At 63.5% G+C, this 1,440-nt stretch carries 1 protein-coding gene and 1 pseudogene; both read right to left on the reverse strand.

Translation table 11 applies throughout. From position 1 onward, the window contains the following. A partial coding sequence (locus PSF28_RS23555; protein ID WP_000179843.1) for a DNA-binding domain-containing protein occupies nucleotides 1–1,251 on the reverse strand: 1,251 nt, incomplete at its 3' end. Nucleotides 1,252–1,325: 74 nt separating this feature from the next. After that, a pseudogene (locus tag PSF28_RS23560) lies at nucleotides 1,326–1,440 on the reverse strand (EAL domain-containing protein); the annotation flags it as partial.

Consider the following 1,440-nt stretch of genomic DNA (forward strand, 5'->3'; position numbering starts at 1 on the left):
ATCGGCGTAGTAGTGGATGTGGTCGATGACAAAGCCGGTGCGGGTCAGCGTGCGCCGGAGGATCGGCAGAAAATCGACCAGGAACGAAGTAGCGCGTGTGACGACGGCCGGTACGCCGACACGCGCCACGGCCTCGGCCCAGCGTGCGGCCGGCGGTTGGAGCAGGCCGTTGTGCACCGAACCGTGGTAGGTGCCGACCGCCAATGTGAGCCAGCGCTCTAGCTCGCGCAGCGTCAGGGCGGCCTTGTTTTCGGAATCGTAGTCGCCGCGCTGGTCAGGGTTGGAGAAGGTCGTTCCCGGCAGTTCGTCGTGAATCATCTGCATCGCCGTGCCGATGATCCGTTCCACGATGCCGCCATAGTGCGGCTGTCCCAGCGGGCGATAGTCCAGCCGGATGCCATGCTGCTCGCAACCCCGGCGCAGGGCCTCGCTCTTGAACTCGGCCGCGTTGTCTAGGTAGAGCAGCAAGGGCTTGCCGCTCATCTGCCAATCCATTTCCACGTTCAGTCCTTCCAGCCAAGGGCGCTTGTCGCAGGCGACATGCACGAGGCACAGGCCAACCGAAACGGCAGACGGCGCTTCCAGCGTGACGACCATGCCGAGCACGCAGCGGGTGAACACGTCGATGGCGAGGGTCAGGTACGGGCGGCCAATAGGTTGCCGGTCGCGGTCATCGACCACGATCAGGTCGATGACCGTATGGTCTATCTGCACCTGCTCCAGCGGCGCGGTCACGGCAGGAGGCTCGCCGCCCACACCTTGTAGGTCACGAGCGGCATCCTGGCCTTCCCGCCGGCGGATGACCTTGCGCGGGTCAAGGCTAGCGATCCGTAAGGCCACGGTATTGCGCGCCGGCACTCGCAGTTTTTGAGCCTTGCACACCTGAGTGACTTCGCGGTGAAAGGCCGCTAGGCTGCGCTTCTGCTTGGTCAGGAACCGCTTTTGCAGTAGCTCGTGGATGACGCGCTCGACCGGTTCCGGCAAGCGCCCCTTACCTTTACCTCCACCGGACTGGCCGGGCACCAGATCCGTCACGAGGCCGCTGCCTTGCCGGGCACGCCGGATCAGAACGTATACCTGGCGCCGAGACAAGCCCAGCGCCTGAGCCGCCATATCGGCCGCTTCGTGCCCGACCGTCTCCGACTGCGCCAACGGACTGATGATCTCCGCACGACGGCGCGCACGCTCCCAAGCCTCATCAGGCAGAGTGGCCACGCCTTGTTCTGGAATCCGTGGGGTGTCCGTCGCCATGCTCACCTCGCTTTGGTGCACACGAGTATTGAGCATAGTCGAGATTGGTGCAGATCACTTCTGATATTGAACTGTCAGGAGCTGGCTGCACAACAGCCATTACGCCCAATCAACTGGTGCAGTCGTCTTCTGAAAATGACATCCATGCCCAGCCCGTGCGCGAGCTGGATCACCGCCCGCACGATAGTT

The organism is Providencia sp. PROV130 (assembly GCF_028482225.1).
In the GTDB taxonomy this organism is placed as follows: Bacteria; Pseudomonadota; Gammaproteobacteria; order Enterobacterales; family Enterobacteriaceae; genus Providencia; species Providencia rettgeri.